Consider the following 24,751-nt stretch of genomic DNA (forward strand, 5'->3'; position numbering starts at 1 on the left):
TGCCGCAGCGGTGGAATTGGTAAGCAATCATGTTTGGTAAAAGAGGCAGCGACGACGGCAACCGGACCATCCCGGAATTCCGTCAGCCAGCACCCGCACCTGCCGCGCCGGCGGCCGCGAACCCTGTGGAAGCGGCGGTAGCTGCCAGGCCCGGGGCGCTGCCGCCATCCGGCGCGCCTGCAGGGCCGGCGGTTCGCCGTGCGGTCGAGCCGCCGCCATTGGCGCCGGAGCCGAAAAGGATTCAGCGTGAGCGCAGCGAGAGCTATTACGACACCAAAAGCCAGGTCTTCTCCGCACTCATCGACACGATCGATCTGTCGCAGCTCGCCAAGCTCGATCCCGAAAGCGCGCGCGAGGAAATCCGCGACATCGTCAACGACATCATCGCGATCAAGAACTTCGCGATGTCCATCGCCGAGCAGGAAGAGCTTCTCGAGGATATCTGCAACGACGTCTTGGGCTACGGGCCGCTGGAGCCACTGCTTGCCCGCGACGATATTGCCGACATCATGGTCAACGGCTCCAAGAACGTCTACATCGAGGTCAACGGCAAGGTCGAGCAGACTGGCATCCGTTTCCGCGACAACCAGCAGCTCCTCAACATCTGCCAGCGTATCGTCAGCCAGGTTGGCCGCCGCGTCGATGAATCAAGCCCAATCTGCGATGCGCGTCTTCCTGATGGCTCCCGTGTCAACGTCATCGCACCGCCCCTGGCCATCGACGGCACCGCCCTTACCATCCGCAAGTTCAAGAAGGACAAGCTGACGCTCGACCAGCTGGTCAAGTTCGGGTCGATTTCGCCGCAAGGCGCCGAGATTCTCAAGATCATCGGCCGCGTCCGTTGCAACATTGTCATTTCGGGCGGTACCGGCTCCGGCAAGACGACGCTGCTCAATTGCCTGACCAACTATATCGACCGCGAGGAACGCGTCATTACGTGCGAGGACTCGGCTGAGCTGCAATTGCAGCAGCCACATGTGGTGCGTCTCGAAACACGTCCGCCCAACCTTGAAGGTGAGGGCGAAGTGACCATGCGCGACCTGGTCAAGAACTGTCTGCGCATGCGGCCCGAGCGCATCATCGTCGGCGAGGTGCGTGGACCCGAAGTGTTCGACCTATTGCAGGCGATGAACACCGGCCATGACGGCTCGATGGGAACGATCCACTCGAATAGCCCGCGCGAATGCCTCAACCGTATAGAGTCAATGATCGCCATGGGCGGCTACACGCTGCCGCAAAAAACCGTACGCGAAATTGTCGTCGGCTCCGTCGACGTAATCATACAGGCTGCACGCCTGCGCGACGGATCGCGGCGCATCACCCACATCACCGAGGTGATCGGCATGGAAGGCGACGTCATCATCACCCAGGACATCGTTCTCTATAACATCAAGGGCGAGGATGCGAACGGCAGGTTGCTGGGCGAGCACGTGTCGACCGGCATCGGCCGTCCGCATTTCTGGGAGCGCGCCCGCTACTATGGCGAGGAGCAGCGCCTAGCCGTTGCACTCGAGGCGATGGAGAAACGCGCTGACTGATCCGTCTGGAAGCGTGGGGGCCAGGGTCGATGTTCGGGATTGACAGCACCGTATTGGCATTCGTCGTGCTCGCCGGCTTCAGCGCCGGCGCAGTGGCCTATGCTTTCCTGTTCAATCGGATCAGCACCGAGAAGCAGGTTGGCAAGCGGCTTGAATCGATCAAGACCGCCGAGACGGATCGTTCCGTCGTCAAGGCTTCGCGCGATCGCGTGGCGGAAGCGGCCAAGCGTCGCAAATCCGTCCAGGATTCGCTGAAGGATCTCGACCAAAAGCAAAAGTCCAACCAGAGCCTGGTCAAGAAACCACCGCTGAAGATCCAAATCCGCCAGGCCGGCATGAAGGTCTCGATTGAGCGCTTCTATGTCTATTCGGCGGTCTGCGGCGTCGTCTTGACGGCTTTGGTCTATTTCATCGGCGCACCGCTGCTGGTCTTGCCGGCTGCGCTGCTGGTCGGTGTCTTGGGTCTGCCGCGCTGGTTCGTCTCGTTTCGCCGCGCACGCCGCGTCAAGGCGTTTCTCAACGAATTTCCGAACGCGCTCGACATCATCGTGCGTGCAGTAAAATCCGGCCTGCCGCTGAACGACGCCGTGCGCCTGATCGCCAATGAATCCCCCGAGCCGGTCAAGACCGAGTTCCGCCGCATCGTCGATTCGCAGCAAATGGGTTTGTCGATCCCCGACGCGGCCATGCGCATGCCCGAAACGATGCCGTGCACCGAGGCGAGCTTCTTCGGCATCGTCATCCAGATCCAGTCTCAGGCCGGCGGCAATCTTTCCGAAGCGCTGGGCAATCTTTCGCGCGTGCTTCGCGACCGCAAGAAAATGAAGGCCAAGGTCCAGGCGTTGTCTATGGAAGCCAAGGCATCCGCCGTGATCATCGGCGCGCTGCCTTTCGTCGTTGCCTTTCTCGTCTATCTGACGAGCCCGAACTACATCATGCCCCTCTTTACCACCAGCACCGGCCATCTGATCCTCGGTTGTTCCGGCGTCTGGATGTCGATGGGTATCCTGGTAATGCGCAAGATGATGAACTTCGAAGTCTAGGATTCGCGCGTATGACCGATCACGTCATCAGAACTCTCACCGACCCGTCCCTGCTGATCGCACTGCTGGTCGGCATCGCGGTGTTTGCGACGGTCTTCACGCTGCTGCCCGCCTTTGGCGGGAACCAGCTCAAGGCGCGCATGAAATCCGTGGCGCTGGAGCGCGATGAGCTGCGCGCCAAACAGCGCGCGCGGCTGGCAGTCGAAGCCGACCGCCGCCGCAAGGGCCTGCGCGAAGAGCAGTCGGTCGGCATGCGCAATATTGTCGATCGCCTGGATCTCAGGCGTGCGCTGGCGGACGAAGGTACCTTGCAGAAATTGAAAGTGGCGGGTTTTCGCGGCCAAAATCCGCTGACGCGCTTCCTTTTTTTCCGCCTCGTCCTGCCCTTCATCGGCTTTGCATTGGCGGCCATATATCTGTTCGTGCTTGGAGGACTGCCCGAGCAGCCGCTTTTCGTGAAGCTGTTCGTCTGCATCGTGGTCGCCTATGCGGGGTTCTACGCGCCGGTGCTCTACGTCAACAACCGTGCGACCAAGCGCAAGCAGTCGATTCAGATGGCGTGGCCGGACGCGCTCGACCTGTTGCTGATATGCGTCGAGTCCGGCATGTCGGTGGAAGCAGCGCTTCGCAAGGTCGCCGATGAGATCGGCGCGCAATCGGTGGCATTGGCGGAAGAATTCATCCTGACCAATGCCGAACTTTCCTATCTGCAGGAGCGCAAGCAGGCGTACGAGAACCTTGCAAGCCGCACTGGCCTCGAATCCGTCAGGTCGGTGTCCCAGGCGTTGGTTCAGGCCGAGCGCTACGGTACGCCCGTGGCGCATGCGCTGCGCGTGCTTGCCGCTGAGAGCCGCGACATGCGCATGAATGCCGCCGAGAAGAAGGCGGCCGCGCTGCCGCCGAAGCTTACCGTGCCGATGATCCTGTTCTTCCTGCCGGTGCTGTTCGCCATCATTCTGGGTCCCGCCGGCATCCAGGTGAGTCAGCGCGGCATCTTTGGCGACCAGCCGAAATCGAGCAGCCAGTAGCCCAAGCGGCGTCGCCACAAACGCTGCTACGATTCAAAGCCGCGCTGCGGGTGTCGCGCGGCTCCTTGCGTTTGACGTGTTGCGGAATTCTCGCGCCGGTTCGGCGCTCGAAGCGGTCAGTTGGTGGCAGGCTTTGCCTTGTCCTGCTCCTTGAGCTGGCTCCAGGCATTCTGCTGCGCCAGCATCTGGCGAAGGTAAGCGACGTTGGCCTGCGCCTGTTCCGGCGACAGCTCTTGTGAGGCGATCTTCTCGGCCTCGTCGAAACGTCCTTGCAGACCGACGACCAGCGCCAGGTTCTGGCGGACGCGACTGTCGGCATTCGGCTGCTGGGCGGCCGAGCGCATATAGGTTTCGGCCGTGCGCAAATCGCCTTCCAGCACATACGACATGCCGAGATTGGAAAGGATCGACGGTTCGTTCGGCTTGAGGTCCAGCGCTTTGCGATAGTCTTGACGCGCCTCGTCCTTTTGGCCGAGCTGGTCGAGAATGGCAGCTTCCGCCGATACAAGTTTCCAGTCAGGATATTCGGGCGTCTGGGCGCGGCGCACGGCATCGAGAGCCGGCTCGAACTGTCCGTTGGCGGCAAGCGCCTTGCCATAGGCGGCGAGCACGTCGCGGTCCTTCGGCAAGGCAATCGCCAGCTTGCGCATCACCGCAAGCGACTGGTCGGCGTCACCGTCCATCTGCAACGCCGCGGCATAGTTTGTCGCGATCCGCTTGTCGTTGGGGCTTTTCGAGTAGGATTGCCCGAGCGCCATCGTGGCGTTGTGCAGTTCGCCCGCCGACATTGTTTCCAGCGGCTTGCCGCTTGGGCGAGAAATCGAGCCAGTCGTCAATTTGCTGGTTCCGCAGCCAGCGACGCTTGCGGCAAGCACCATCATCAACGCCGTGGTGATCAGCCTGTTTGCGCTGGCGTTCATCCTGCGGTCGGTCGGCATCGGCACCAGGGCTCCGTTCATGCGCGTGACCATTTGCGTGGTCATCTTCCCTCCCGCAGAAATATTCTGTTAACCCTAACGGAGAGTTAAGAAACGCCGACTCAGAAGCCGGAGACCAGGGAATGCCTATCGAACTCGTCGAGAAAAAATTGAACAATGCGCTGCCGGTCCATCTGGTGGCGAAGGATGCACAGGCGGCGGCGGGCCTTGCGCCATCCTCGGTCGCCTGGGCCAAGGCCAACGGCTTTTCCGGCGAGGCCGGCAGGACGCTGGTTGTGCCTGGCGATAACGGTGCGATTGCCGGAGCCCTGTTCGGCACCGGCGACGCCGAGGGCGCAATGGCCGTCGGGGCACTGGCGAGAGCCTTGCCCGAAGGCGACTGGCGTCTTGCGTCCGCACCGGCCAAGCCGGAGCTTACGGCACTCGCGCTGGCGCTCGGCGGCTATGTTTTCACCCGCTATGGCAAGAAGCCTGGCAGGACGCTTCGCTTCGCGCTGCCGTCCGGCGCCGACGCTGCTCGCGTCAGACGCATCGCCGATGGCGTTTTCCTGGCACGCGACCTGGTCAACACGCCGACCAGCGATATGGGTCCCGGCCAGCTGGAGAATGCCGCCCGGACCTTGGCCGCGACGCACAAGGCTGAAATATCGGTGACCAAGGGCGACGATCTTCTCGCCGCCAACTTTCCGATGATTCATGCCGTCGGTCGCGCTTCGGCCGACGCGCCGCGCCTGATCGACATGATTTGGGGGCCGAAGAATGCCCCCAAGATAACGCTGGTCGGCAAGGGCGTCTGCTTCGACACAGGCGGCCTCGACATCAAGCCGTCCTCGGGCATGCTTTTGATGAAGAAGGACATGGGCGGCGCTGCCAACGTGCTGGGCCTCGCTTCCATGATCATGGCCGCCGGGCTGAAGGTCCGGCTGCGCGTGCTCATCCCCGCTGTCGAGAATTCGATAGCCGGCAACGCCTTCCGTCCAGGCGATGTGCTGGTGAGCCGCAAAGGCATCACCGTCGAAATCGGCAACACCGACGCTGAAGGGCGGCTGGTCCTCGCCGACGCCTTAGCCTTGGCCGACGACGAGGAGCCGCAGATGCTGGTCGATATGGCAACACTGACAGGCGCTGCCCGTGTTGCGCTCGGCCCCGACCTGCCGCCCTTCTACACCGGTGACGAGGCGCTTGCATCCGAGCTGGCGGACGCCTCCGTTGCGGTCGAGGATCCGCTATGGCGCATGCCGTTGTGGAAGCCCTATGACGCCAAGCTGGCGTCGAAAATTGCCGATATCAACAACGTCACGTCGGATGGTCTCGCCGGCTCGATCACCGCGGCGCTATTCCTGAAGCGCTTCGTCCAAAAGACCGCCAGCTGGGCGCATTTCGACATCTTCGCCTGGAACCCGTCGGACCGCCCGCACGGCCTTGCCGGCGGCGAGGCGCAAGGCATCCGGGCGCTGGAGCGTGTCATTTCGAACCGCTTCGGCGGATGATGTCTCGGCATAGCCGACGAAGGTGTTGACTGAAACGGAACCGAAACAATTTTCCGTCATGCTGGACGGATGTCGATTATCATGCGTCCAAGTCAGGCCTTGCGACTGTGGCAGCAGGTGGTGCTGTCGCAGGTGCGCGACGACGCACCCGATCTCACCATGCGCCAGACGGCGATCCTGTTCACCATCTATCTCGATCCGCCGCCGCACACGGTGCGCGGTCTGGCTGCCCGCCTCAATGTCACCAAGCCGGTGATCACCCGTGCGCTCGACACGATGGGGGCGCTGAAGTTGGTGTCGCGCCACCGCGACGAGCTCGACAAGCGCAACGTGCTGGTCAGGCGCACAGTCGAAGGTGCGCTCTTTGTCGAACGCTTCGGCGATGTTATCATTGCCAGAGCCCAAGAGCTGCCGATTTGACCAAATTGTCCATTTGAACGAGTTGCCGATTTGACCGCCAGGGATGCCCGCCTCCATGCCTTCCGCTCCGATCTCGCCGATGCCAGGCTGAGAGGCGAGGTCGCCGCCGACCGGTTCGTCGCCGGCCGGCCGGCTCGCATCACCGCTTCCGTGGCCGACATCCGCAAGGCGCCACGGCCGAATGCCGGTGTCAACACACAGCTTCTGTTCGGCGATGACATTCTCGTCTTCGAGGACGCAGAAGGCTGGGCCTGGATCCAGGGCGAATGCGACGGCTATGTCGGCTATGTCGCCGACACGGCGTTGGGCGCTCGGGACCATGCGCCGACCCATATCGTTTCGGTGCCGCGCACCTTTCTCTATCCAGGACCCGACTTGCGCTTTCCGGTGAGCGGGCAATTGTCGATGGGATCATTGGTGACGGTGACGGGCTCAGCCGAAACACGCGGCACGCATTATGCGCTGTTGCCGTCCGGTCAAGCGGTCATCTCGGGTCATCTCAGGCCTGTCGCCGAGGCGGCCGCCGACTACGTTGCTGTTGCCGAGAGCTTTCTCGGCACGCCTTATTTGTGGGGCGGCGCCTCGGGCTTCGGCATCGACTGTTCCGGTCTCGTGCAATTGGCGATGCGCATGGCCGGCAGGCAGATGCTGCGCGATTCCGACATGCAGGCGGCAACCATCGGCGAGCCGCTCGTTCCGGGGGCGGACTTTTCCGGGCTTCAGCGCGGCGACCTGGTGTTCTGGAAAGGCCACGTCGCTATCATGACCGACGCCGAGACGATGATCCACGCCAATGGCCACACCATGCTGGTATCGCGTGAAGGACTGAGCGAAGCGATCGCCCGTATCGGCTATCTCTATGGCGGTCCGACGGGGTTTCGCCGGCCGTAACGCGAATCGATCACCTTTTGTTCTGATTCTGCTTGGCGATCGCGCGCCGCCGCGCTACCTCTGACGCGTGACAGAGCAGCCGCGCCTTGCCGAACAGAAAGCCGCCGTCGTCCTGCCCGAGCCATTCGTCAAATGGTTTGCGGAAAAAGGCTGGTCGCCGCGCGCCCATCAGATCGAATTGCTGGCCAAGGCTCAGGGCGGGCAGTCGGTATTGCTGATCGCCCCGACCGGCGCCGGCAAGACGCTGGCCGGGTTCTTGCCATCGCTGACCGAACTGGCCGGCCGGCCAAGAAGAAGGCCAGGGCAGGCGCATCGCGGCATCCACACGCTGTACATCTCGCCGTTGAAGGCGCTGGCCGTCGACATCGAGCGCAATCTCGGCAAACCCGTCGAAGAGATCGGGCTGCCGGTTACTGTCGAGACGCGCACCGGCGATACGCCCGCACACAAGCGCCAGCGGCAGAAGCTGGCGCCGCCCGACATTCTGCTGACCACGCCCGAGCAATTGGCGCTGCTGATTGCCGCGCCCGACGCCAGGCGCTTCTTCGAGGACCTGCGCTATGTCGTACTCGACGAACTGCATTCGCTGGTGACCTCGAAGCGTGGGCACCTCCTGTCGCTTGGCCTGGCCCGGCTGCGCTCGTTTGTGCCCGCCCTGCAGATGATCGGCCTGTCGGCGACGGTCGCCGAGCCCGACGAATTGCGGCGCTGGCTGGTCAGCCAGAATCCACCGGGGCCGATGGCCGAACTGATCGTCGTCATTGGCGGCGCCAAGCCCGAGATCTCCATTCTCGATTCGGAGGAGCGCGTGCCGTGGGCGGGACATTCGGCCCGCTACGCAACGCCGGAGATCTACAACGAGATCAAGCGCCACAAGACAACCCTGCTGTTCGTCAACACGCGCAGCCAGGCGGAGCTGCTGTTCCAGGAGTTGTGGCGGGTCAACGAGGACACCTTGCCGATCGCGCTACACCATGGCTCGCTCGACGTCGCCCAGCGCCGGCGCGTCGAGAAAGCGATGGGCGAGAACGCCTTGCGTGCCATCGTCGCCACCTCGACGCTCGACCTCGGCATCGACTGGGGCGACGTCGACCTGGTCGTCCATGTCGGCGCGCCGAAAGGTGCCAGCCGGCTGGCACAGCGCATCGGTCGGGCCAACCACCGTATGGACGAGCCGTCGAAGGCGATCCTGATCCCGGCCAATCGCTTCGAGGTGCTGGAATGCAGGGCGGCGCTCGACGCCAATTATCTGGGCGCCCAGGATACGCCGCCGCTGGTCAATGGCGGGCTCGACGTGCTGGCGCAGCACGTGCTGGGCTGCGCCTGCGGTGCGCCGTTCCAGGCCGATGCGCTGTTCGAGGAAGTGCGAACGGCAGCACCCTATGCCGATCTCGACCGGCCGACATTCGATCGCGTCATCGATTTCGTCGCCACCGGCGGCTATGCGCTGAAGAACTACGAACGCTACGCCCGTATTCGTCTCAACAAGGACGGGCTGTGGCGGGTGTCCAATCCTCGCGTCGCTCAGCAATACCGGCTGAATGTCGGCACCATCATTGAAGTGCCGGCGCTCAACGTGCGCTACGTCCAGGCCGGCAGCAGAGGCGCGGCTTCGCGTGGCGGTCGGGTTCTTGGCAAGATCGAGGAGGCGTTCCTCGAAACGCTGACGCACGGCGACACCTTCATGTTCGCCGGCAAGGTGCTGCGCTTCGAGGGCATCCGCGAGAGTGAGTGCTTCGTCTCGAACGCGCCGGGCAGCGACGCCAAGGTGCCGTACTATGGCGGCGGCAAATTCCCGCTTTCGACGTACCTCGCCGAACAGGTCCGCGCCATGTTGGACGATCCGCAGCGCTGGAAGAAGCTGCCGGAGCAGGTCGCCGACTGGCTACGTTTCCAGGCCGACAAGTCGGTGCTGCCGAAACGCGACGATCTGCTGATCGAGACCTTTCCGCGCGGCAACCGCTACTACCTGGTGGCCTATCCGTTCGAGGGCAGGCTGGCGCACCAGACCCTAGGCATGCTGCTCACCCGCCGCCTCGACAGGGCGGGAGCCAGGCCGCTCGGCTTCGTCGCCACCGATTATGCGCTTGCCATATGGTCGCTGGCCGATATGGGCCACATGTTCAGGGCGAAGAAACCGTCGCTGGCTCAGCTCTTCGATCAGGACATGCTGGGCGACGACCTCGAAGCCTGGCTCGCCGGCAGTTGGCTGCTGAAGCGCACCTTTCGCAATTGCGCGCTGATCTCGGGATTGATCGAGAAACGCCACCCGGGGCAGGAGAAGAGCGGCCGCCAGGTGACCGTGTCGACCGACCTCATCTACGACGTGCTGCGCAGCCATGAGCCCGACCACATCCTTTTGCAGGCGACGCGGGCCGATGCCGCGACCGGTCTGCTGGATGTCAGCAGACTTGCCGAGATGCTCTCGCGCGTCCAGGGTCGAATCATGCATAAGAATCTCGAGCAGATATCGCCGCTCGCCGTGCCGATCATGCTTGAGATCGGCAAGATGCCGGTGCACGGCGAGGCCGATGAGACGCTGCTGATGGATGCAGCCACGCTGGTCGAGGAGGCCATGGGGACGAAATGACTGTGGCGCTGGCAATGGCTGCGACTCTGGCGGATACGGGCGCCGTCCGTATCGCTGGCGAACGCGCGATCTGCGACCGCCGCGGCGTGCTCTATTTTCCCGAATTCCGGCTTCTGGCCGTATCCGACCTGCATCTGGAAAAAGGCTCCTCACTGGCCAGGCGCGGCACGCTGGTTCCGCCTTACGATACCGGCGCCACGCTGCTCCGGCTGCAGACGGTGATTGCCGATTATCAGCCTGCGATCGTCATCAGCCTGGGCGACAGTTTTCACGATGGCGGCGGCGCCGCGCGCATGCACGCAAGCTTTCGCGAAAGGCTGGAAGGGCTGATGGTTGGGCGCGACTGGTTCTGGGTCGCCGGCAATCATGACCCGGAAGCACCGGCCGACCTGCCGGGCGACACCGTGCGCGAGCTGGCCATCGGCTCTCTGCTCTTCCGGCACGAGCCTTCGGCGGTAAGGGTGGAGGGCGAGATATCAGGCCATCTGCATCCTTGCGCCCGCATCGTCCAGCAAGGCCGTTCGGTGCGGCGGCGCTGCTTTGCCGGCGATGGCGGCCGCATGATCATGCCGGCCTTCGGCGCCTACACCGGTTCGCTCAATCTCCTTGACCGCGCCTATGCCGGGCTGTTCCGCCGCGAAACGCTGATGGCCTATATGCTTGGCACTGAGCGCATCTTCGCGATTTCCCACTCGATGCTCAGGCCGGGCTGAGCTGCCCTATCGTCCGTAATAGAGGGTAACAGTGTGCTTGGCCTCGGCGAAGAACAGCCAGCGCTCCACCAGCATGCCGGCGAGTTGGGCGATTGCGGAGAGTATCGACGAAGCCGCCGCAAAGGGCCACGGCAAGGCAAACGCCGCAATCAGCAGCAAAGCGGGCAAGGCAAAGGCCAGAGCCTGGGTGATCAGCCGCAGCTTTGCGCTGTGCTTGCGTGCGATGCGAAAGCCCATTTCCTTGAGCAGATAGTTTTCCTCGGTATGCGGCCATTCCATCGACCGCACCGTGCCGCCGGAAAGCCCGGTTGCAGTGTTGGCATTGGTCGGGATCTCCAGCCTATCATTGTATCGCCAGGTCGCCAGCTTCAAACCCCAGCCGAGCGCGGTCAGCAACAGGGCAGCCGCCAGAAGCATATTCGAGCCTGCCGCAAATCCCTGCAGCAGGGCGATGAGCAGTACGCTGCCGGTCATCGCCGAAAAGATCAGATAGCCGGGCAGGGTGAAGCGGCTGTGCCATTGGGCGATCGGCTTCAACGACGCGTAGATCATGCCGGTGGTGCAGACGGTTGCGACCGCGCCGATGGCAGCCAGCAGCCCGGCGACAGCCACCCAGCCGCTCGTACGGCCGAGGACCACCCAGCCAATACCGAACAGTCCCGCCGGCACGAAGGTGGCGACCGAGGCAACGCCTTCGCGCGACAGCCATGAGCTACGCCATTGCGAGAAGGCACGCCAGGCGCGTTCGGGCCGGCCGAGATGGCCGGCCGAGGACAGCAGGCCTGCCGAGATCAGGCCGAGCGACAGCCCCATGCCGGTGAGGCCAAGCCAGAAATCGGGCGGGATAAAGCCCTGTCCGGCCAACACGCCAAGCAGCGCGAGCAGGCCGTAACCGGCGCCCGTGGCGGTGGTGAAAAAGACGACGGAGAAGGCTGGATGCATGAAGGCGCGGGTCAGTTCGAAAGCATGCGGTCGACCCAGCCAAGGAAACCGCCTTCGGCTCGCACCGGCTGGAGCGCCTGTGCCGGCACCGATGCGGCGCGGGTGGTGTGGGCGCGTGGCGGCAGATATTTGTTGGTCGGCCTGTAGCCCATCTCCGGCATTAGGTCGACACCGCCGCGCTCGGCCACCAGTTGCGACACCGCCGATGCCGGATCGCCCAGATCGCCGAAATGCCGCGCGCTGGTCGGGCAGGCGGCAACGCAGGCCGGCACGCGATCTTCTTCCGCCAGATTGTCGTTGTAGATGCGGTCGACGCACAGCGTACATTTCTTCATCACGCCGACATCAGTGTCGAATTCGCGCGCGCCGTAGGGGCAGGCCCAGCTGCATAATTTGCAGCCGATGCATTTGTCCTCGTCGACTAGCACGATGCCGTCCGACGCCCGTTTGTAGGAGGCGCCGGTCGGGCAGACGGTGACGCAGGCCGGTGTCTCGCAATGCAGGCAGGAGCGCGGGAAGTTGACCGTGCGCCCACCCATCTCCGTGATGTGCTCATAACTGTGCACGCGGTTGAACCACACGCCGTCGGCATTGCCGCCATAGGGGTCGATGTCGGTTAGCGGCGCCATATGGCCGCCGGTGTTCCATTCTTTGCAGGCGGTAACGCAGGCTTGGCAGCCGACGCAGGTGTCGAGATCGATGACAAGGCCGAGCTTCTTGTCGGTATGGGCGGGAAGGCAAGTCATTTGGCAGCTTCTCTTTCCCGACGGAATTCGGCGCCGAAACTGAGCTTGTCGGGCGAGGGCTCGAAGTGTGGCGGCTGCCGGAACCGCTCGAATTGCGGCTCGGTGAAGCCAGCTTCCTCGGCCGCGCATTTGACGATGCGCACGCGCAGGTCGAACCACGCCGCCTGGCCGGTCACCGGATCGGAATTCGAATAGCGTTTGCCGCTGGTATCGGCGGAGGTCTGGTCGCCGATGATGTGGTTGAGCAGGAAGCCGCGATTGGATTCGGCCGCGTCATCCTTGAGCCCCCAGCTGCCGCGCCGTTTGCCGATCGCATTCCAGGTCCACACCGTATCGGCGTTGACGCCGTCGACCAGCTTGATCTGTCCTTTGACCTTGCCGTTGATGCTCTCGATCCACACCCAGTCGTCATCGACAAGCCCGAGGCCGGCGGCGGTCCGATTATGCACGAACAGCCGGTTCTGGCTGGTGATCTGCCTTAGCCACGCATTCTGCGCGCCCCAGGAATGGTACATGTGCATCGGCCGCTGCGTCAGCGCGTGGAGCGGATAGGCTTGGCTATCGACCGCAGCCTCTTCGAAGGGCGTGTACCAGAACGGCAGCGGATCCATATAGGTCTCGATACGGCTGCGCTCCGCCTCCGGCGGCAGCACCCCGCCATGGCCGCGCGCCGCAAGGCGAAAGCGCTGCATCGGCTCGGAATAGAGTTGGAAGACGATCGGCTCGGCCTGCGGGATGAAGCCCATGCTCTCGGCGAATTCGAGATACGAGCGGTTGGCCATCTTGTAGTAGCGCTGATCGGCGGCGAAATCCTGGTGCCAGAAGCCGCCATTATCGACGTAGCGCTGCAACTGGTCGGGATTGACGTCGCCCTTGCCGACCGAAGCCCCGTCCTTGCCGCGCCAGCCGGCGAGCGGACCGACACCTGGCGTGCGCTCGTGATTGACGATGTAGTCGGCATAGTCGCGGTATTTGGCGGAACCATCGTCGTCGACGAAGCCGGGCAGGCTGAGCCGCGCGCCGAGTTCGATCAGCACCGTCTGGAACGGCCTGACGTCGCGATCCGGCTCGACGACGGGATGGCGGATGGCGTCGCCCGGCCCGTCGGCGTGGCTGATCGGCCGGTCAAGCAGACTGATACAGTCATGACGCTCGAGATAGGTCGTGTCCGGCAGCACCAGATCGGCAAAAGGTACGGTCTCGGAATAATAAGCGTCGGAGTAGATGATGAACGGGATCCTGTACTCACCCGACGCATCAATATCGGTCAGCATGGCCATCGTCTCGACGGTGTTCATCGACGAGTTCCAAGCCATGTTGGACATGTACATGAACAGAGTGTCGATCGTGTAGGGATCGCCGGCCCATGCATTGCGGATAACCGTGTGCATGAGCCCGTGTGCGGCCAGCGGCGCGTCCCAGGAGTAGGCCTTGTCGATACGGATCGGTTTGCCGCCTTCGTCGATCAGCAGATCCTCCGGTCCGCAGACGAAGCCGAGCGGCATGCCGTCCAGTGGCGTCATCGGCTTCACATTCTTGCCGGCGGGCTTCGGCCCCGGCGGTGCAGACCGCGGATAAGGCGGTTTGAAGCGAAAGCCGCCCGGCACGTCCACGGTGCCGAGAAGCACCTGAAGCAGATGGATGGCGCGGCAAGAGTGAAAACCGTTCGAATGGGCCGAGATGCCGCGCATCGCATGCATCGACACCGGCCGGCCCTTGATGGTCTCGTGCCGGCGGCCAGCCCAGTCCGTCCAGGCCACCGGCAATTCGATTTGCTGTTCGAAGGCGACATGAGCGAGTTCGGCGGCGATCCTGCGGATGGTGTCGGCGGAGATGCCGCACCGGTCAGTGACCGCCTCGGGTGAATAGCTCTCGTCCAGATAGCGGTCGGCGACGAGTTGGAAGACCGGCACGCAACGGCGGCCGTCGACGAGAAAGCTGCCGGTCAGTGCGGGCTTCGCGCCGGCGTCACTGGCATTGACTGGCATCTTCGCCACCCTGTCCCAAGCCAGCGGATTGCCGTCGCCGTCGCGCATGAACAGCCCATCATCGGCAGCACCAGGCTCTTGAATGACGAAAAGATGGGCGTTGGTGTAGCGCAAGAGGTAGTCGAGATCGACACGGCCGGCCTTCAGCAATTCGTGGATGAGTGCAAACACGAACAGGCCGTCGGTGCCGGGCCGGATGCCGATCCAATCATCGGCAATCGCGTTGTAGCCGGTGCGGCAGGGATTGATCGAGACCACCTTGGCGCCGCGTGCCTTGAGCTTGCCGAGACCGATCTTGATCGGATTGGAATCATGATCCTCGGCAACCCCGAACAGCATGAAGTATTTGGTGTTGTCCCAGTCGGGCTCGCCGAACTCCCAGAACGAGCCCCCGATCGTGTAGAGGCCGCCGGCCGCCATATTGACCGAGCAGAAGCCGCCATGGGCGGCAAAGTTCGGCGTGCCGAACTGGCTCGCCCACCAGCCGGTCAGCGATTGCGACTGGTCGCGCCCGGTGAAGAAGGCGAGTTTCTTCGGATCGGTTCGGCGGATATTCGAAAGCCGCTTCGTCGCGATCGACAAAGCTTCCTCCCACTCGATCTCGCGGAACTCACCCGAGCCGCGCGGGCCGGTGCGCAGCAGCGGCTTCTTCAGCCGAGCCGGGCTGTAGTGCTGCATGATGCCGGCGCTGCCCTTGCCGCACAGCACGCCACGGTTGACCGGATGGTCCTTGTTGCCGTTGATGTAGCGGACCTTGCCGTCCTTGATGTGGACGTCGATGCCGCAGCGGCAGGCGCACATATAGCAGGTGGTCTTGGCGATGCTGTCGGAGACATCAGGCGAAGTATCGACGCCGTCGCCTTCGGCGGGCGCGCGCGTATCGGCAAGCGGCCGTTGGGATGGTGCTGAGTTGGCGCCGCGCAGCGGTTTGTTGGTCATGATCCGGCGATGTTGTTGCGTTCCGGGGCCTTGGCTCTCGTCTTCGGGCCTGGGCCGCGCATGTAATGCTGTTCCGGCCGATAGCGTTCACCGACGAGCCGCCACCGCAGGCTGCGGGTCCAGTGCGTAAACACGGATTTGAACAGCCTCACCAATTTCTACCCTCGACTGTTCTGGCGCGACTTTTTTCCAATTTCGGGCTAAAATTTAGAACAAAGCAATCAATCTGTCTAACAACTTGCTCTTGTAATTCCAATCGGATTTGCTTCTTAATGCTGGCATGACTCTGGACCAATTGCGGATCTTCGTCGCCGTCGCCGAACGGGCGCACATGACCAAAGCGGCCGACTTGTTAGGCATTTCACAGTCGGCCGCGTCCGCCGCCATCCGCTCGCTCGAACAGCAGCACGGCGTGCAGTTGTTCAACCGAGTGGGCCGCAATATCGAGCTCGCCGAGACCGGACGCCGGTTCCTGCCGGAGGCCAAGGCGGTTCTCGAGCGGGCGGCGGCCGCCCACAACGTGCTGGAGCATGTCTCGCAGACGATATCAGGCAGTCTCTCGATCGCTGCCAGCCAGACCATCGCCAGCTATTGGCTGCCGCGCCGGCTCGCTTCTTTCCACGAAGCCTATCCTGCCGTCAGGCTGAGCGTGAGCATTGGCAACACCAGGCAGGTCGAGACCAATGTACTTGATGGCGCAGCCGATTTTGGCCTGGTCGAGGGGCGCACCGAATCCGACATTTTGCGGCGTGCCAAGGTCGATATCGATCGCATGATGCTGGTCGTGGCGCGCTCGCACCCTGAGATCGCGGAAGTTTCGCCTGGGCATCCCGACCTTGGCGGGCTTCGCTGGATCATTCGCGAAGGCGGGTCGGGCACGCGCGAGGCGCTGGAGGACCTTGCCCGACACGACGGGATTTCGTTCGCGGACCTACAGATATTCCTGGTATTGCCGAGCAATGAGGCTATTCGCCAGGCGGTCGAGGCCGGCGCCGGCGCCAGCATCATTTCGGAACTCGTCGTCGCGCGCGCGGTCGCCGAAGGCAGTCTGCGTTCCGTGCCGATCGATCTGCCGAAGCGCGAATTTGCCATGATCACGCATCGCGACCGGCAGCCAAGCCTGGCCCAGATGGCGCTCAAGGCGCATCTCGGCGGCAAAGCTGAGAGAGCCGCGCCGCTTTAAGCCGATCAGGCGAACTTCCGCTGTGCGTCGAGCGCCAGCCCAAGCCCGACTGAGCCGAACACATCGCCTTCGATAACCGACGCCTGCGGCACCAGAGCCAGGATCTGCTGCCTGGCCAGCGGGATCGCGGTCGATCCGCCGGTCAGGAACACCGCCGTGATGTCGGAGGGCTTCACCTGCGCGTCGCGGACGGTCTGCTCGACGGTACCTGCAACGCGCTCAATATCCCGAGCGATAGTGGCTTCGAGACCTTCGCGCGTGATCTCTGCCGTGAACCTCACCTCCGGTAGCGCGACCTCGATACCGGCCGACGATCGGTCCGTCAGCTCGATCTTGGCCCTTTCGACCAGCGCCGCCAGCGCGTGGCCGTAACGATGCTCGACGATGTGGATGAAGCGGTCGACCAGGTCTGCGCGCTCTGCCTCGTAGCGGATCTGGCGAAGATGCGTCATCGCCCTTGCGGTATAGACCAGGTTGATGCGCTGCCATGTCGCCAGGTCGATGAAGTAGCTCGCCGGCAGATTGCGCTTGCCATCCTTAGTCGACGTCAGATAGCCGAGCTGAGGCATCACATGGGCGATGCTCAGCAGCCGATCGAAGTCGGTGCCGCCGATGTGGATGCCGCGGCTGGCCAGGATGTCGTCCTTGCGGTCGAGCGAGCGGGCGCGCTCGGGCGAGACCCGCACGATCGAGAAATCGGACGTGCCGCCGCCCATGTCGATGATCAGCGCCAGTTCCTCGCGCGTCACCTTCTGTTCGTAGTCGAGTGCCGCCGCGATCGGCTCGAATTGGAAGGCGATGTGCTTGAAGCCCTGAGCGCGAGCGGCATTTTCGAGTTCGTGCTCGGCCTCGGCGTCGGCCCCGGCGTCGTCGTCTACGAACTGTACCGGCCGTCCGATTACGACGCTTTCGACTGTGTCGAGGGCGTTTTCTTCGAGCTTCTTTTTCAGGTGGCCGACAAATAGGCTGACAATTTCCATGAAGCCGATCGAGCGCGCCTTGATGCGCGTCTTTTCGTGAGCGAGCGAGCTGCCGAGAACGCTCTTCAGCGAGCGCATCAGGCGGCCTTCGATACTGTCCGTATAGTTGGCGATGGCGCGTCGCCCGAAATAGGTGCGGTTGTCCTCGAAATTGAAGAACACCGCACTGGGCAGAGTGACTTGGCCGTCTTCCAAGGCCACCAGCCGCGGCTGCCCGTTCCTGACCACGCTCACTGTGGAATTCGAAGTGCCGAAGTCGATACCGGCAAATGCTGGTCGCATCGTGCGTTCCTATATTCTGATTTGGGGAGCAGCAGCTCGTGCCCGGTCGGACCGGGGATCGCGGTCTAGCCCATACCCTCGGAAAGGGAAACCACTTTTACGAGAGTTCAGTCTTTCCTGAAGACCAGTCTTCCGAGCCAGCCTGTCAGCATGGCCAGCGATACGGCAAAGACACCGTAGAGGAAGGAGTAGTCGTGGGCGACGCGGAAGATCGACTGTTCGAAACCGGACTTGCGGATTTCGAGCTGGGCGGAGCTTTCCTTGATGAACAGGCCGCTCTTGAACAGGAAGGCGCGCGCCTTGTGGGTGCCGACCGGAACGTTGGGAGCGAGCCTGACGGTGGCGCGGAACAGGTTCTGCGACAGGAACTGCACACCGCCGACATTCTCGCTGTAGAGGCCTGTTGCCGCCTTGCGCTCGCGCAGCGCGGCGGTGAACTCCTCGATTGTCGCCGGGCTGTCCTCGGCGTCGGCCGGCTGCAAATAGAGGTTGGAGGCGCCAAGCGACAGCTGCTTGTAGCTGTTCGGATCGGTGACGTCCTGCAGCGGCCGCGTCGTCGCCACAGAATAGGAGACAGGTACGTTTTCGAAGGTCTCCGACTCCAGATTGACCCAGACGCCGAGCACCCGGTCCTTGCGGCGCACGACGACCGGTCGGGCCGGGCCTTCCAGCACAACGATCACGTCGTAGCGCCCTTGCCGTGCGACAAGCGGATCGGCATTTTCCAGCGATCCGAAGATGGTCAGGTCGGCGCCGGAAAAGCCGGCGGTAATCGAGACATTGTCGGTGGAAAGGCCGATCTGGATGTTTTCGGTTAGTGGCGTCTGTGCCTTCGCCGCTGACGCCGCGGCCAGCAGCGACAGCAAGGCGGCGGCCGCGAGCGTCCTCAAGCCAGCCATCAGCTCAGGCCCACGCCGGACAGCGAATAGAGATTGGGAGGCGTGACGAAAAGATCGATGGCGAGCCGGATGGCGACCGCCAGCACAAGCAGCGCCAGCAGCGCCCTGAGTTGTTCGCCCCGCAGCCTCTGACCGGCCTTCGCGCCATATTGTGCGCCGGCGACGCCGCCTGCCATCAACAGGAAGGCGAGCATGACGTCGACCGTCTGGTTGGTGGTGGCGTGGACCAGCGTGGTGTAAGCCGAGGTGAAGATGATCTGGAACAGCGAGGTGCCGATGACGACGTTGGTCGGCACTTTCAAAAGGTAGATCAGGGCCGGCACCATGATGAAGCCGCCGCCGACGCCCATGATCGACGATAGGAAGCCAATCGCCGCGCCCAGCCCAAGCACCGGAATGACGCTGACGAAGAGCTTCGAGGCCCTGAACCGCATCTTCAGCGGCAGGCGGTGGATCCAGTTGTGCTGGCCGGATTTCTTCAACACCGGTGCGGCGCCGCTGCGGGTGACGCGCAGCGCATTGATACTCTCGACCAGCATCAGCCCGCCGACAGTGCCGAGCAGCACGACGTAGAGCAGCGAGATGAACAGATCGAGCTGGCCGAGTCGGCGCAGGAACGCAAAGACATAGATGCCGCCGGTCGAGCCGACGATGCCGCCGGCCAAAAGCACGCCGCCGAGCTTGAAGTCGAGCGTGCCGCGCTTCATGTGCGACAGGGCGCCGGAGAAGGAGGAAGCGATGACCTGGTTGGCGCCGGTGGCGACCGCAATCGCGGGCGGTATGTTGTAGAAGATCAGCAGCGGCGTGATGAGAAAGCCGCCGCCCACGCCGAACATGCCCGACAGGAAACCCACCGCTGCGCCCATGGCCAGCAGCACGAAGACGTTAACGGAAATTTCCGCGATCGGGAGATAGATGCCCACCCGTCAGTCTCGATCAGTTTGCCTCCTGGCGAATGCAACCGTTGCGGGCATTTTGCGTCAGAAGGCTATCTCGTTCTTGCGCCGGCCGGGCGGTGAAGTCAAACTTCGTCGCACCGCCGAAACAAAAAACAACTCAATCAGTTAACAGGCAAATCTGTGGCAAGGGCGTCGCGGAAACGACGCATCCGCCGTTATTTGCGCGCGAGCAACGCCTTGACCAGCTTTTCGTCGATCGCGCCGGTTGCCTTCATGTCGTTGTCGGTCTGGAAGGCCATGATCGCGTTCTTGGTTTTCCGGCCCATCATGCCGTCGGGATTGCCGGCCTCGTAGCCGTTCTTGTTGAGGATGCGCTGGATGTTCTGGACCGCTTTCTTCATGTCGATGCCGGCCGTCGTCTGCGGTGTGCCGTCCTGCCACGATTCAGGAATGTCGGCCGAATTGGCGGCTGGATCGAGCGGCTTGGCCTTCCACAGCTCGGCCGCGGCACGCGTACGCTCCAGCTGCTCGGGTCTCAGGGCTTTGGCGATCTCGTCGCGCTTGGCCGCCGCATCCTTGTCGCCGGTCTTGGCGACGAGCGCGAACCATTTGTAGCTCTCCTCGAGGTTCTGCTTCATGCCGACGCCCTTCGCCGCAAGGATGCCGAGATTGAACTGGCTGTCCTTGACGCCGAGGTCCGCCGCCGCCTGGAACCAGCGCGCTGCCGATTCATTGTCGGTCACGCCATCCGCCGCCATCGCAAACAGCACGGCCAGATTGTGCATGGCGCTGGCGTTGCCCTGCTCTGCGGCAAGCTGGTACCAGGTCTTCGCTTTTTTGATGTCGCGTGCGACGCCGATGCCCTTCTCGTAGAAATTGCCGATGCGGTATTCTGCCGGTGCGAAACCGAGATCGGCAGCTTTCTCGTACCATTTGGCCGCCGCTGCCATGTCTTCCTTGACGCCGCGCGACTCGGCGTAGCGCGAGCCGATCTCGAACAGTGCCTTGGCGTCGCCGCCGGCCGCTGCATCGCGCAGGGCGGCCGGACCGACACCGGCCGGAACCTCGATCTTGGCAACGCTTGCCGCGGCAGCATCTGCCGGCGGCACCGTGCCCGTCGTGTCCTGCGTCGCAGCTGTGGTGGTAGCAGGCGCGGCAGCCATTGGCTCGGCGTCGCTGGCCGTCGCCGCTGCCGGTGCGGGCACTGCGGCCGTGGCGTCTGGCGCCGCCATGTCAGGGGCTGCCGCGGGGGCTGTCGATGCCTCGGTTGCCGGTGTGGCGGGGCCGGTTTGCGCCGCCGTGTCGTCCTTGGTCGTCGCTGCGGACGGCTCTGCCTGCCTGACGATGGAGGACGGCGCGCTATCCTGCGCTGCCGTCTGCGCGTCCGCCTTCGGTTCGCTGGCAACGCTGGCCAATGCAGTCTCCACCGGCTGTGCGGCCACAGCCGGCGCCGCGTCATTGTTGGCGACTTCGACCGGATCGGAGAAGAAGGCGTTGCCCAGTTGCAGGCCGGCAAGCGCCAGCATGATGGCAATTGCCCCCATCAGGATCGGCTTGCGCCGCGCCTTGAGCAGGTCGCCTATCCTGAGCGCCTTGACCGGGCCTTTCATCGTCGACTGGCGCTTAAGGGCGTCCGCCTCGGCGGCCGCCGCTTGCGCAGCCCGTCTGGCTGCCGCGATGAAGTCCGATTTCGCCGCTTCGGCGCCGCCTTCGCGGGCCGGCTGCCCGCGCTCGTCGCGCACACGTTTCATGATGGCGCTGAGGTCGGGGGCGCCGGAGCCGGGTTCCAATGGCCGATTGGCGACCTTGGGGTCGAGCGGCTCGTCGAGATCGACGCTCGGTATTTCGACGCTCGACGCCGAGCCGGCAAGCGGCGGCATCTCGGCCTCCTTCTTGCCCTTCAAGGCGCGCGCCAGCCCGCCTAACATCGATTTCCTGCCGCCGCCCTGCTCGGTTTTTTCATGCGTCGTGTCTGAACCGAGGGCCGCCAGGGCGGCTGCCGCGGCCGCCTCGGCCGGCGTACGCGGACCTGGCTCGTCGCGCACGAGCGCCGCGGTGCGACCGTCCAGATCGGCCATGTTGCCCGTTAACGGCAGCGGCTGGTCGATGTCCATCGACGGTGCGTCCTGCACCGAGATCTTGGATGCCCGGCCGAAGCGTTTGCTCAACTCTGCGCTTGCCGGTTCGCCGGTCTCCAGTGAACCTAGCCTGTCAACAATCTTGAGCAGCGTGTCGTGGATAGCCTCGAACGTCCTTGAATTGCGCTCGTCCGAACGGCGCGTCAGCGCCTCGAGCGTCTTCAGGTCCTGGGCGAGGCCGGTAACGGCCGCCGTGTTGGCGCTTGATCCGGCCAGCGAGCGGACGGCGCTCTCGGCCGCCTCGCGCGCCGCGCCGAGGATGGAATCGCGGGTTCCGGCCAGCGACTTCTCGATCTCGTTGAGGCGCGGGCTGATGTCGTCGAATTCCGGCAGCGGCGTGCCGGGCTTGGAAAGATGCGCCGTCAGGCCCGCGACCTGCGCTTCGAGGCTGCGGATCAACGCCGGGTCGATGCTGGCGACCTGTGCCGCGGACGAATCCAGCCGGCTTGAAATGTCTTCGAGCCGGCTCTCCAGGCCGCGGATCGCCGCCTCGCTGGCGGGATCTGGAACGCGCGTCTCCATCCGCTTGGCCAGCGCGGTGAAGCGGGCGTCGATGGCATCCATGATGCCGGCGCTGTCGACCTGCGGCATGCGCTGATCCAGCCTGTCGGCGACTTCGTCCAACCGGCGCTCAAGGTCGCGAAACAGCATGTTGCCTTGTTCGATGGCGTCGCCCTGGCGACGTTCCATCATGCTGGACAGCACATCGAAGCGCTGCTCGAGCCCCTGGAAGATGTAGTCGGCGTCGGGCATGGCAGGTGCATGGTCGATCTTGTCGGCGATAAGCGCGACTTGCCTGGCAAGGCGCTCCATAGCTTGTTCCGGCAGATTGGCTCGGCCGGCCAGCTCATCCACGCGGCTCGACAATGTGTTGAGACGGTCGATGACCTCCCGGCCCGGACGATCCTGCGACACTTCTTCGATTTGCTGGGCCAGTGAATCGATCCGCTTCTCGATGCGTTCGAAGGGCTCGGGGTCGAACGAATTGGCTTGCGCGGCAACCGTCGAGGCGACGATCGCGCGGGAAATCTCGTCGAGCCGCTCGTCGATCTGACTGAATGTGTCGCTGCCGCGATTGTCCTGCTGGCGGGCGAAATGGTCGACCGCTCCGGCAAGCATGCGGACCTTTTCCTCCAGCGAGCGCAGCGACAGCGATTCCGGCAGATTGCTGACGGCATTGCTGATCTGTTCGAGCCGCTCGGTCAGCGCCGACAGGCCGGGCGCGTCGGAGCGCTTGCGCTGATCGGCGTCGACGCGGTCCTCGAAGGCGCTCCAGCGGCGGTCGAAATCGTCCCAGCGGCGGCCCACTGCCTGCACGCTCTCCTCGCGCGCCAGCGTATCGAGAGCTGCCTTGACCTGCTCAAGCTCGAGCCGCAACATATTGACGCTTCTGTCGTCGCTTTTTTCGGCCAGCGTCTGGATGGCGCCGGAAAGCCGCTCGAATTCGACGCCGAGTTCGGCGCTGCCCTTGCCGCCGCCATTTGACTGGTAGGCTCGCTCGATATTCTTGCGCAGTGCGTCGAACTCGCGTTGCAGGCCGGAGGTCATCTGCTGGCGAAGCTCTTCGCGCAGGCCGCGCAATTCGCCAGCGATCTTGCCGGCTAGGGCGACGCCGTCCTCCTGGCCGCGCACCCGGTCGATATCGCGGGCGATCGCCTGGTAGTTCTGGTCGACGGCCGCCGCTGGACCTTTCGGCCGCTGCGCGTCGCGTGGGTCCTCGTACCGGCGCTGCTGGCCATAGGGTTGGGCACTAGGATAGCGCGGTTCTGCCGCTGGTCGGCGTGGACCGGGATGGCTTGCAGTCTCCTCGCGCGTCCGCTCCAGTCGCTGCTCCAGCGTTTCCAGGGAACGGTTGAGCTCTTCAAGCGTCGTGTGCGGCCTGCGCTGCCTGCCGGCGTTGAGTGTATCGAGGTAGGACCGCTTGCTGTTCATCAATGCGCCCGTTTCAGAATTGCTGGCTTTCACCAGGTTCCCAAAGTCCTGCCGGGACGAACGCGACTGCTTGGCTTGTTGCAGTGGAAGACGAGCTTCCCGGGTCTTACCCGCGCTCCGAAAAACCGTGAAAAATTCAATACAGGATAAACACGGGTAACCGACATGCGCACATTTCGCCCCAACGTGGTAAACAACGCGTTAACCAAGCTTAAGAAGTTGCAACTTTGTCGACTGGCTGCGGACGGCGCCGGGTGTCTTTTTGGACGCACAAAAGACGCTGTAGAATTTTGATCAGCCGCATGATCGCTCCCGAAATCGGCCACGACTTTTAGGTTATCCACCGGCGCTGCGGCATAAAGTTCCAAGCCCAGAACGCTCTTGCGTCGTAAGGCGGCTATCGATATAGCATTGACGTAAACGTAAACGAGCGGATTACGCCGTTTGCGATTTGTTTGTTGAAACCACGAGTGGAAGCACGCCCCCGCTTTCACTCAGGCGACGCAAGGTCCGCGACCGCGACGCCACCAGACGGGGAAAGCCAGTGACCATGAAACTTATTTCGCCCGGCCAAGCCGCGGCCAATACCAACGATATGTCGAGCGAAGCCGGTGAAGAGCTTGTCCGCATCGGCGAAATGGCCAAGAAATACGGAGTGACGCTGCGCACGCTGCGTTTCTATGAGGACAAGGGTCTACTCAACCCGCAGCGTGACGGCTCAACCCGTCTCTATACACGCCGCGACAGGGCCCGGCTGAAACTGATCTTGCTCGGCCGCAAGGTCGGGTTCTCGCTGCGTGACGTCAAGCAGATGATGGACCTCTACGATCCGAACGGCTCCAACACCAAGCAGTTGCGGTTGGCGCTCGACAAGTCGGAGAAGCAGCTTGCCCGCCTGCAGAAGCAGCGGGCGTTGATCGATGACGCTATCAGCGAACTGAGTGCCTCGATGTCGACCGTCCGGCAAATGCTGATCGAGCGCTCGGCGCCGCAGGCCAGCGTGGCGAGCTAAACTAAACCTGCCGATTTCTGACGAATGAGAACCGGGGGGGGGGGGGGGGGGGGGGGGGGGGGGGGGGGGGGGGGGGGGGGGGGTGGGGGGGGGGGGGGGGGGGGGGAGTTTTGGGGGCGGCGAATATTGTTTTTTTATGACGGGAAAATTTTTTTTTTTT

At 63.5% G+C, this 24,751-nt stretch carries 18 protein-coding genes; 10 read left to right on the top strand and 8 right to left on the bottom strand.

What is annotated here, in order from left to right; translation table 11 throughout:
* Window positions 1–29 precede the first annotated feature (29 nt).
* The 3 genes from NKH01_RS12825 to NKH01_RS12835 are packed head-to-tail and all read left to right on the top strand — an operon-like array spanning window position 30 to window position 3,609.
* Window positions 30–1,538: a TadA family conjugal transfer-associated ATPase gene (locus NKH01_RS12825; RefSeq protein WP_023719531.1), complete on the top strand. Its 1,509-nt coding sequence runs from the start codon at window positions 30–32 to the stop codon at window positions 1,536–1,538.
* A gap of 29 nt (window positions 1,539–1,567) precedes the next feature.
* Complete coding sequence (locus NKH01_RS12830) at window positions 1,568–2,581, top strand: type II secretion system F family protein (RefSeq protein ID WP_023719530.1); 1,014 nt, start codon at window positions 1,568–1,570, stop codon at window positions 2,579–2,581.
* Between the two features lie 11 nt (window positions 2,582–2,592).
* Window positions 2,593–3,609, top strand: coding sequence for a type II secretion system F family protein (locus NKH01_RS12835; protein ID WP_352483228.1), 1,017 nt, complete (start codon window positions 2,593–2,595; stop codon window positions 3,607–3,609).
* A 116-nt stretch (window positions 3,610–3,725) separates the two neighbouring features.
* On the opposite strand, the gene NKH01_RS12840 is transcribed toward NKH01_RS12835, so the two are convergent.
* A complete protein-coding gene (locus tag NKH01_RS12840; RefSeq protein WP_023719528.1) occupies window positions 3,726–4,547 on the bottom strand; it encodes a tetratricopeptide repeat protein in 822 nt (273 codons plus the stop codon).
* Between the two features lie 122 nt (window positions 4,548–4,669).
* On the opposite strand from NKH01_RS12840, the gene NKH01_RS12845 reads away from it, so the two are divergent.
* The 5 genes from NKH01_RS12845 to pdeM all read left to right on the top strand — a co-directional run bounded on the left by NKH01_RS12845 (window position 4,670) and on the right by pdeM (window position 10,651).
* A complete protein-coding gene (locus NKH01_RS12845) occupies window positions 4,670–6,037 on the top strand; it encodes a leucyl aminopeptidase family protein (protein WP_353020362.1) in 1,368 nt (455 codons plus the stop codon).
* Window positions 6,038–6,106: 69 nt separating this feature from the next.
* Window positions 6,107–6,457: a MarR family winged helix-turn-helix transcriptional regulator gene (locus NKH01_RS12850; RefSeq protein WP_023719526.1), complete on the top strand. Its 351-nt coding sequence runs from the start codon at window positions 6,107–6,109 to the stop codon at window positions 6,455–6,457.
* 30 nt (window positions 6,458–6,487) lie between these two features.
* Entirely contained in the window at window positions 6,488–7,348 is an 861-nt protein-coding gene (locus NKH01_RS12855; RefSeq protein ID WP_353020364.1) for a C40 family peptidase, read from the top strand.
* Between the two features lie 67 nt (window positions 7,349–7,415).
* A complete protein-coding gene (locus NKH01_RS12860) occupies window positions 7,416–9,938 on the top strand; it encodes a ligase-associated DNA damage response DEXH box helicase (RefSeq protein WP_353020366.1) in 2,523 nt (840 codons plus the stop codon).
* A 14-nt stretch (window positions 9,939–9,952) separates the two neighbouring features.
* Window positions 9,953–10,651: a ligase-associated DNA damage response endonuclease PdeM gene (gene pdeM / locus NKH01_RS12865; RefSeq protein ID WP_502895892.1), complete on the top strand. Its 699-nt coding sequence runs from the start codon at window positions 9,953–9,955 to the stop codon at window positions 10,649–10,651.
* A gap of 6 nt (window positions 10,652–10,657) precedes the next feature.
* Here pdeM and NKH01_RS12870 read toward each other — a convergent pair whose 3' ends face one another.
* The 3 genes from NKH01_RS12870 to NKH01_RS12880 are packed head-to-tail and all read right to left on the bottom strand — an operon-like array spanning window position 10,658 to window position 15,266.
* Window positions 10,658–11,593: a dimethyl sulfoxide reductase anchor subunit family protein gene (locus NKH01_RS12870; RefSeq protein WP_353020368.1), complete on the bottom strand. Its 936-nt coding sequence runs from the start codon at window positions 11,591–11,593 to the stop codon at window positions 10,658–10,660.
* Between the two features lie 11 nt (window positions 11,594–11,604).
* The gene (locus NKH01_RS12875; RefSeq protein WP_353005270.1) at window positions 11,605–12,339 is read right to left on the bottom strand and encodes a 4Fe-4S dicluster domain-containing protein; all 735 of its coding nucleotides are present in this window, start codon (window positions 12,337–12,339) and stop codon (window positions 11,605–11,607) included.
* On the bottom strand, window positions 12,336–15,266 hold the full coding sequence (locus NKH01_RS12880; protein ID WP_353020369.1) for a molybdopterin oxidoreductase family protein: 2,931 nt from the start codon (window positions 15,264–15,266) through the stop codon (window positions 12,336–12,338). The genes NKH01_RS12875 and NKH01_RS12880 overlap by 4 nt, the downstream gene beginning before the upstream one ends.
* A gap of 280 nt (window positions 15,267–15,546) precedes the next feature.
* Here NKH01_RS12880 and NKH01_RS12885 point away from each other — a divergent pair, with 280 nt between their 5' ends.
* The gene (locus NKH01_RS12885; protein ID WP_353020371.1) at window positions 15,547–16,449 is read left to right on the top strand and encodes a LysR substrate-binding domain-containing protein; all 903 of its coding nucleotides are present in this window, start codon (window positions 15,547–15,549) and stop codon (window positions 16,447–16,449) included.
* A 5-nt stretch (window positions 16,450–16,454) separates the two neighbouring features.
* On the opposite strand, the gene NKH01_RS12890 is transcribed toward NKH01_RS12885, so the two are convergent.
* The 4 genes from NKH01_RS12890 to NKH01_RS12905 form a co-directional block, all read right to left on the bottom strand.
* Complete coding sequence (locus NKH01_RS12890) at window positions 16,455–17,711, bottom strand: Hsp70 family protein (protein ID WP_352483221.1); 1,257 nt, start codon at window positions 17,709–17,711, stop codon at window positions 16,455–16,457.
* A gap of 107 nt (window positions 17,712–17,818) precedes the next feature.
* On the bottom strand, window positions 17,819–18,610 hold the full coding sequence (locus NKH01_RS12895) for a TIGR02186 family protein (protein WP_023719516.1): 792 nt from the start codon (window positions 18,608–18,610) through the stop codon (window positions 17,819–17,821).
* Entirely contained in the window at window positions 18,610–19,533 is a 924-nt protein-coding gene (locus tag NKH01_RS12900) for a sulfite exporter TauE/SafE family protein (protein ID WP_023719515.1), read from the bottom strand. Before NKH01_RS12900 ends, NKH01_RS12895 begins: the two co-directional genes overlap by 1 nt.
* Window positions 19,534–19,724: 191 nt before the next feature.
* A complete protein-coding gene (locus tag NKH01_RS12905) occupies window positions 19,725–23,579 on the bottom strand; it encodes a peptidoglycan-binding protein (RefSeq protein ID WP_353020374.1) in 3,855 nt (1,284 codons plus the stop codon).
* 550 nt (window positions 23,580–24,129) lie between these two features.
* On the opposite strand from NKH01_RS12905, the gene NKH01_RS12910 reads away from it, so the two are divergent.
* Complete coding sequence (locus tag NKH01_RS12910; protein ID WP_023719513.1) at window positions 24,130–24,591, top strand: MerR family transcriptional regulator; 462 nt, start codon at window positions 24,130–24,132, stop codon at window positions 24,589–24,591.
* Window positions 24,592–24,751: the final 160 nt, after the last annotated feature.

Origin of the sequence: Mesorhizobium sp. M1403 (assembly GCF_040317695.1) — a bacterium.
In the GTDB taxonomy this organism is placed as follows: Bacteria; Pseudomonadota; Alphaproteobacteria; order Rhizobiales; family Rhizobiaceae; genus Mesorhizobium.

Coding starts and splice junctions, on each gene's coding strand:
- NKH01_RS12840 (WP_023719528.1), bottom strand. CDS start 4,547: ATGCCGACCGACCGCAGGATGAACGCCAGCGCAAACAGGCTGATCACC.
- NKH01_RS12825 (WP_023719531.1), top strand. CDS start 30: ATGTTTGGTAAAAGAGGCAGCGACGACGGCAACCGGACCATCCCGGAA.
- NKH01_RS12830 (WP_023719530.1), top strand. CDS start 1,568: ATGTTCGGGATTGACAGCACCGTATTGGCATTCGTCGTGCTCGCCGGC.
- NKH01_RS12870 (WP_353020368.1), bottom strand. CDS start 11,593: ATGCATCCAGCCTTCTCCGTCGTCTTTTTCACCACCGCCACGGGCGCC.
- NKH01_RS12885 (WP_353020371.1), top strand. CDS start 15,547: ATGACTCTGGACCAATTGCGGATCTTCGTCGCCGTCGCCGAACGGGCG.
- NKH01_RS12850 (WP_023719526.1), top strand. CDS start 6,107: ATGTCGATTATCATGCGTCCAAGTCAGGCCTTGCGACTGTGGCAGCAG.
- NKH01_RS12835 (WP_352483228.1), top strand. CDS start 2,593: ATGACCGATCACGTCATCAGAACTCTCACCGACCCGTCCCTGCTGATC.
- NKH01_RS12880 (WP_353020369.1), bottom strand. CDS start 15,266: ATGACCAACAAACCGCTGCGCGGCGCCAACTCAGCACCATCCCAACGG.
- NKH01_RS12905 (WP_353020374.1), bottom strand. CDS start 23,579: ATGAACAGCAAGCGGTCCTACCTCGATACACTCAACGCCGGCAGGCAG.
- NKH01_RS12875 (WP_353005270.1), bottom strand. CDS start 12,339: ATGACTTGCCTTCCCGCCCATACCGACAAGAAGCTCGGCCTTGTCATC.
- NKH01_RS12895 (WP_023719516.1), bottom strand. CDS start 18,610: ATGGCTGGCTTGAGGACGCTCGCGGCCGCCGCCTTGCTGTCGCTGCTG.
- NKH01_RS12845 (WP_353020362.1), top strand. CDS start 4,670: ATGCCTATCGAACTCGTCGAGAAAAAATTGAACAATGCGCTGCCGGTC.
- NKH01_RS12890 (WP_352483221.1), bottom strand. CDS start 17,711: ATGCGACCAGCATTTGCCGGTATCGACTTCGGCACTTCGAATTCCACA.
- NKH01_RS12910 (WP_023719513.1), top strand. CDS start 24,130: ATGAAACTTATTTCGCCCGGCCAAGCCGCGGCCAATACCAACGATATG.
- pdeM (WP_502895892.1), top strand. CDS start 9,953: ATGGCTGCGACTCTGGCGGATACGGGCGCCGTCCGTATCGCTGGCGAA.